This window comes from uncultured Nostoc sp. (assembly GCF_964245445.1).
Taxonomy (GTDB): domain Bacteria; phylum Cyanobacteriota; class Cyanobacteriia; order Cyanobacteriales; family Nostocaceae; genus Nostoc.
On record NZ_CAXTNE010000348.1, the window covers coordinates 1 to 7037 of the forward strand.

The window sequence follows — 7037 nt, forward strand, 5'->3', positions numbered from 1 at the left end:
ATCCCCACGGAGTGGGGGCCCCGAGTCCCCCTGCCTCTTCGTTGAAATTACCCTGTCACAAGGGTTTCAGACCAAATAAGTTTATTGATGCCAAAAAGTAAAAATATTTATTTCGAGACGCAAGGCGTAAAAATAATGCGTCCTTGTTTCACGCCCCTGCATTTATGTATGGGGTTTTCTTCCCAGCAAGAACTGCCCCTTTTCCTCTTCTTTAATAGTTAGTTTAAGATGCGGAATATAGGTTAAAACTTACACTTCGCCCATTTTATTTTTATTAGAGTTAGGAAAGATCAGGAATTTAGTTTTGATCTGGGATTGAATATAGAAGGAAATGTGTAGCTGTTGAAGCAACAGCTATATTTAGCACGCAATTATGCATTAGCGTAGCTTGATATAAGTATTAAAACAATTCGCAATTCGCAATTACGTTTTGTGTCGGGGATTTAGACCCCGACACAAAACGCGCTGCTTGATAGAAGCAGGGGACTTAAACCCCCACCACTTGTTAACTATATTTGCAAACGCTGAAACCCTGATTATTTACCACACTTTTTCTTAGTTTCTAATAAATGAGCCAACAGTGTGTTACAAAACGGGTTGTAGACAAAAAGGCTGGATAAATCAGGATTTTGCCATACAACCCAATTCCATACTCTAACTACTACCGCATTTCGTATGCCCCTCTATCGGATCGTGAACCCTTCACACGAGGGTCGCCTGTAAAATCGGTTTTCACACTATTGAACTTCATACCACTATTGATTGCCGGACTCGTAGACTTCAGCCTAAAATCACCAGCGTAGGGATTCATAAAGAGTGGATCTGCAATCATATCACTAGACCCGGAAGCATTTATCAAGGAACTATTGGCGTTGAGGTTGTAGTCAAATCTGACGTTATTACCACCGTATCTTACGTTTATCGGTTTTCCACGCTCTGAATAAAGGATATTATTGAGAACGTTGATATTATTTGAAGCATTAATCGAGATTTGCCCGTATAAAATTTCCGGACTCTGGTTATTCAGATAACTAGTGTTGTAGACAATATCGATATTCTCACTTTGGTATGTATGAATGCCGCCACCACCATTTTTATATGAGATGTTGCTGGCAATCAAAGTACGTCCTCGATACGCACTTAATTTTGATCCTTTTTGCTTATTCATTGCACGATCAATAATAATACCATTACCGTCTTGGATCTTCCCATTACTAATCCAGGGAACCAACATTTTATTGTTGTAGACCTTGTTTCTGGTCACAAACATCTTGTAGTTTTGGTTGTTGTCAGAATTCCAATTGTTGAGCAGCGAAATGCCACTACAGCCGTAAACTGAGTACCAGGCATTATTAAATACCTCGTTGTTATCTATTGTTACATAGTCTGATTGAATGGCTGAAATGCCTCCGCCTCCACAATCATGTACCTTGTTGTTGAGAATACGTATATGGTGGGAACGACCATCTTGTTCTCCTTCTATGCCGATACAATTTCCATTAGTCAGGGGGTTTGATTGGTTATACTTCTGACTCAGCCCATAACTACGGGTCATTTTGCCATTGTTCCCTACAACCTCCAGCCCGTTAACTTCAATATATGATGCTCCATCGTTAATCGAAATTCCATGCCATCCATTGTGCTGAAGTTTCGGTCGCTGTCCAGGGTATGCTTTATACGTAATCCATGCATTTGCCCTCCCAGAACGTTTAATATCTATTACCGCTCCAGATGGATGTGCATTCTTGTATACCCCGTTCATAATAAGTACCGTGTCCCCAGGGTTGGTCAGGTCTGCCGCTCTTTGAATTGTCCTAAAGGCAGATGAGGTAGTGCGTCCGCTATTTCTATCGTTTCCTTTACCACTAACATAGTATGTTGTCGCATTAGAAATAGAACTGATCAGTTTGCGGCTTGGTAGTGGCATTTCTTGATCAGTGGATGACTGACGAACATCTTTAATAAAAGACTCTGTTATTCTCTGTCCTTGAACCAGACTTGTTAATGCCCAGGGAAGTACAAGAGATGCGCTCAAACTGAGAAAACCTAAACCATGAATCATCATAGGGAAAAATAGGGTATGTTGCAAAAACTGATTCGTCAACGGTCAGTAGCTCTAGCCTTAGTCAGTAACTCAGTATTGGATACAGTCGTGAATTGCCATTTGTAAGTTTATACACCCTTTATCAGGTTTCAACCTGAGAATTCCCACGTAGATATGCCTGAAAAGCCTTTTTAGCTTGTCTTCCAAAAAATAGCAATTATATAGTAAAAGTACTGAAGGAAAATGATTCAGTATCCAAAGCTATTCCATTAATGGACACCAAGCAACTGTACAAATGGCGTCATTTCCAATTCGACATCATTGTACTGTGTATACGCGATATCTGTGGTTAAGATAGTATATCTGTTATAAATTAGTTAATTTACTTAAATAATTCTTATCATAATGATAATCAAAAAATATGTAAAATCCTTATACAGAGTGGATTTTAGGACTAATTCCTTTTAAGGATTATCATTGTCATAAAATATCAGAGTAACTAAAACAAAGCTTGAAAAAGCCTATCAATAGCAGATGAAGAATTTTCAGTGAAAACTTTAGGTCTAGAGTACTTTTAAGGGAGTAATACTACCTAAAAAGATCCTAAAATTGAGATAAAAAATACAATTTTCGAGGAAACGATCGCTCAAGCCAGTTCTGTGCCCTAGTCTTATCCTGTGGCGGAGAGGGTGCGTAGCTTGCTTTCCCATAGGAGCACAAAAACAGCTATTCTAATCTAGAAGTTTTTCTTTGGAATAAGAGACGTGTTGCATAGCTTGCTTCTCTGTAAGAGTACGGCTCTGTGCGTCAGATTTAAACACATCATTTAAATAAGTGGGCAAGAATAAATAAAACTATGTTACGTAATGTAAAATTAATTTAATTTGCTGGTAGTAAACGGCTCCAACCCTTAGAATATGGCTGAAGCCGCTTAGTAGAAACCTTTAATTATTCACGCCCACTTACTTATTCTTGCTCTCAAAAGGCAGTACAAGAGTAATTTAAGACTTGCCATTATGAGTCTATAGTTCTTTTCTATAGCAATTTAAATTAAATCGTGAAAAAATACAAAGATAAAAATACCTATTTATAAGCTTTTCAACTTTTTGCCTCTCACAAATGATTAAGTAGGGCTATATTAACTCTTGACTATTGAGCCGTAACTTATACGTAGTGCAATTTTGGGGACGGAGAGATTTGACCAACGCCCCCAATTTAATCCCTATCTTAAACTAGAGTCCGAACAAGTTCAGAAGACTAAAGATAACACCTAGAGGTCCAGTTACAGTGCTTATGGTATCGCCAGTTTTAGCTGAACCAGATCGGTTGACTACTACAACGTCATTATTGCGGAGTATAGGATTAGTTTGCTCATTAATCCCAGCAGAGAAATCTACTTTTACTATACGTTTAGTGACAGAACCATTAGGATTGAGGCGAATCAAATCAACAGCACTACTACTAGCTCTGGCATCATTAAATCCTCCAGCAGCGAGTATAGCTTGATTTAAAGAGCTATTCGGCTGAACGTCTGTTAAACCTGGTTTTTTAACTTCGCCTACTACACCAACTTGAATGCGTGCAGGAGACAAAGTAGTGGTAGCTAATTGAGTGGCTTCTGCGGGGTTGATTTCGGTTGCTGTCGGAATAACTATTGTATCTCCGTCTTGCACGATAATATCTTGATTGGCGTCACCACTCTGCAATAATTGCCAAAGGTTGATATCTATAGCTTGTTCTGAGCCGGTTCTTGTAGGTCGACGTAGCTTCAGATTACGAATATCAGCCTGTGCTGTAATTCCCCCAGCTAGTTGAATTACCCGCGTCACATTTGGTAGACCAGAGGGAGAAGCAGTGCCACTATTAGTGGTTGCGCCCCCCCCCTGTGCATCTGTGCTAGCTGGAGTGACAAGATATGAACCGGGACGGTTAACTTCACCAATAATTGTTACCGTACGGGGTGTAGTTTGACTAGCGGCAAAGTTAGATGTAAATATATTGCGGGATTCTGCCACGTTGAAGTTGGTTGCAGTTGGCACAACTATAGTGTCTCCATCCCGCAAGGTAATATCTTGTGATAACCTGCCTGTTTGGATGAGTTCCTTCAAATTGATACTGACGGTTTGCTCTGAGGAGCGTCCTAATTTACGTCTTAATTGAACTTGAGTTACATCTGCAGCCAAGGTTACCCCCTGTGCTGTTGTCAATGCAGCTAATACAGTAGGGTATTGTACACCCGGATTGTCTCCCGCGCCTCCGCTCAAGCTGAGAGTGTAAGCTCCTGGACGTGTCACCTCTCCGGCAACGAAAACATTGATGGGACGAGGCGATAACAAATTGACTGAAATCAAAGGACGTTTGAGGAAGCGAGCATATCTTCTGGCAATTTCGTCAGCAGCCTGTTCGGTTGTTAGACCGAGGACTGACACACTGCCAATTAAAGGTAAGTTGATTGCTCCACCTGGGGGAATTTGATATTCACCTGTATATTCAGGTACTTCAAATACATTTACACGGATGCGATCGCCGCCTCCTAATGAATAATTAGTATCTAATTGTGTTGATGTGGTTTGTGTTGGTGTTGTTAGTGGTAATGGTTGTCCCTGAGCTAGACTGGCAAATGGCACAACGGCATTGACAGCAGTTAACAAAGCTACACCCACAACTGGCTGAGTTAGGAATTTAAACAAACTTGTATTAAGCATATTTACCTGAGACTCTGAAACTACAATCAATAATGTACTGTCTAAACATTTTTATTTGGACTATACCTAAGTATTCAAGTTCCCCGACACTCTTATTTTCCTCGAAAAGTGTCATTTTCCGGAGGAAATTTGTTTATTGAATTTGAATTTTTAGTGAAGTTAATTTAAAGTTAAGCAAATTTCAATATAGGAATTCTCAAAAATATTAGGATTTACGCCAATAAGCGCAGTTTATACTACAAATTCACTATTAATCAATAAGGTACTGACCAATAAAATTTTCTTGTAAAAGTCAATTTTATGAAATTTTAGCGCGATTTAAAACCTACTATAACTATCAAGATTATGAACAAGTTCATTAAATAAATACAAATAATCTTAAAAATAGATCGGAATTTTATTTTTTGTGGGTTGCCTTGAAAAAGATAAACTCAAAAAGGCAGAATTTTTGGGCTTTGTTGCTCAAGCCAACCCAAAATTTACTATTTGGCAACAAGATTAATTAAACGAGTTATTTTTGCTTTGGATTTGTTGAATAAAAAACTCTTCTAAGGAGTAACGCGACAAGTTCATGGCAATAATTTTACCCTCCATGAGACGAAGGCTGGCGAGAAAATCATAGTAATCGTCTCGTAGCGTACCTTGCCAGGAACCATCAGGTTCAAATCTGAGAGTGGGTATCCATTTTTGAAGAATTTCCCAGTCACCACCTTGACCTTTGACGTGATATGTGTTGTTTCTGCCTAAGAGTTCATTGAGAGAACCAGAGCAAATTAATTCACCTTGAGCGAGGATAGCAATGCGATCGCAAATCTGTTCTACTTCACTAAGAACGTGGCTGTTGAAAAAAATCGTCTTACCAGCAGCTTTTAGCGCCAGGATAATTTCCCGCATTTGGTAGCGTCCCACAGGATCAAGACCAGACATCGGTTCATCCAAAAAAACTAAATCTGGCTCGTTAATTAGCGCCTGTGCCATACCAACACGCTGTAGCATTCCTTTAGAATAGCGACGCAGCAGCTTTTTGCGGGCATCGGCTTGGGATAAACCCACTAATTCCAGCAGTTGGGGAATGCGTTGGCGTTGGACACTTTGGGGAATTTGGAATAGGTCGGCGGCTAGCTGCAAAAATTCCCAGCCAGTGAGATAGTCATACAAATAGGGATTTTCCGGCAGATAGCCGATATGTTGCTTAACACTGCGATCACCTAGTGGCTCACCCAATAATAATCCCCGTCCAGAGCTAGGGCGAATAATCCCCAGCAACAATTTTAAAAGGGTGGTTTTACCAGCACCGTTTGGCCCTAGCAACCCAAAGGTTTCGCCTTTATAAACTGTTAAAGAACAGTTTTTGAGAGATACGACTTTTTGATTTAACCAAAAACCAGTGCGATAGACTTTTCGCAACTCAGAAGTCAGGACTACTGGCGGAGTGTCCGTCGTATTAAGTTGAGAATCAGGGTCATCTGCAACAGACTTCATCTCGGTTCAATTACTAATTACCAGCTTGGCACTAATTACAAGTTACCCGATAGGCTGATAATAACCATCACAGAGCAGTGTGTCAATTATCGCAAACACATTAGCTGAATTAACACTATAAATATTAGTCCTGGTCAGTAACTATAATTAGCTTTACAAAACGCCTTTAGAACTGGGAATTAGACCAGCACGACGAGGGTCGATTTCCACCGCCAGCCGTGTTGCCCTCGCAAATGCCTTAAATGTAGCTTCAATAATGTGATGGGAATTAATGCCATCCAGTTGCCGAATGTGCAGTGTCATTTGGCTATGATTTACCAGTGCCACAAAAAATTCGCGCACTAGTTGGGTGTCATAGGTTCCTACACGCTGAGTAGGAATTTGTAAGCCGTAACTGAGGTGAGGGCGTCCAGAAAAGTCTAGCGCTACCTGAACTAAGGCTTCATCCAGTGGCGCGAGAAAATTACCAAAGCGGACAATACCTTTTCTGTCGCCTAGTGCTTGGTTAAAAGCTTGGCCCAATGTAATACCTACATCTTCGTTAGTGTGATGGTCATCAATTTCCCAGTCTCCCTTGGCTTGGACATCTATATCAATCAGCCCGTGGGAGGCAATTTGATGCAACATGTGATCTAAAAACGGAATGCCTGTTGCTGCCGTGCAAGTTCCTCTACCATCCAGATTGATGGTAACTTGCACAGTTGTTTCCCCAGTGGTGCGGTGAACAGTGGCAATCCGAGGGGTTTTAGTTGACTGGTCGTAGTTTGAATTAACTTGGCGATTGGTTGTTTGCATGGGGAATGGGG

4 protein-coding genes are annotated in these 7037 nt (G+C 40.5%); all 4 read right to left on the reverse strand.

The genetic code is table 11. The features are described 5' to 3' along the window. Window positions 1-661 precede the first annotated feature (661 nt). The 4 genes from ACFE90_RS34270 to hisB all read right to left on the reverse strand — a co-directional run bounded on the left by ACFE90_RS34270 (window position 662) and on the right by hisB (window position 7026). Window positions 662-2089 carry a choice-of-anchor Q domain-containing protein gene (locus ACFE90_RS34270; RefSeq protein WP_375506740.1) on the reverse strand — a complete coding sequence of 476 codons (1428 nt, stop codon included), beginning with the start codon at window positions 2087-2089 and terminating at the stop codon, window positions 662-664. A 1187-nt stretch (window positions 2090-3276) separates the two neighbouring features. Further along, a complete protein-coding gene (locus tag ACFE90_RS34275) occupies window positions 3277-4749 on the reverse strand; it encodes an SLBB domain-containing protein (RefSeq protein ID WP_375506741.1) in 1473 nt (490 codons plus the stop codon). A 498-nt stretch (window positions 4750-5247) separates the two neighbouring features. After that, window positions 5248-6231 carry an ABC transporter ATP-binding protein gene (locus ACFE90_RS34280; protein WP_375506742.1) on the reverse strand — a complete coding sequence of 328 codons (984 nt, stop codon included), beginning with the start codon at window positions 6229-6231 and terminating at the stop codon, window positions 5248-5250. A 153-nt stretch (window positions 6232-6384) separates the two neighbouring features. Further along, window positions 6385-7026 (reverse strand): imidazoleglycerol-phosphate dehydratase HisB, encoded by a 642-nt coding sequence (gene hisB, locus ACFE90_RS34285; protein WP_375506743.1) that lies wholly within the window; start codon window positions 7024-7026, stop codon window positions 6385-6387. Window positions 7027-7037 lie beyond the last annotated feature (11 nt).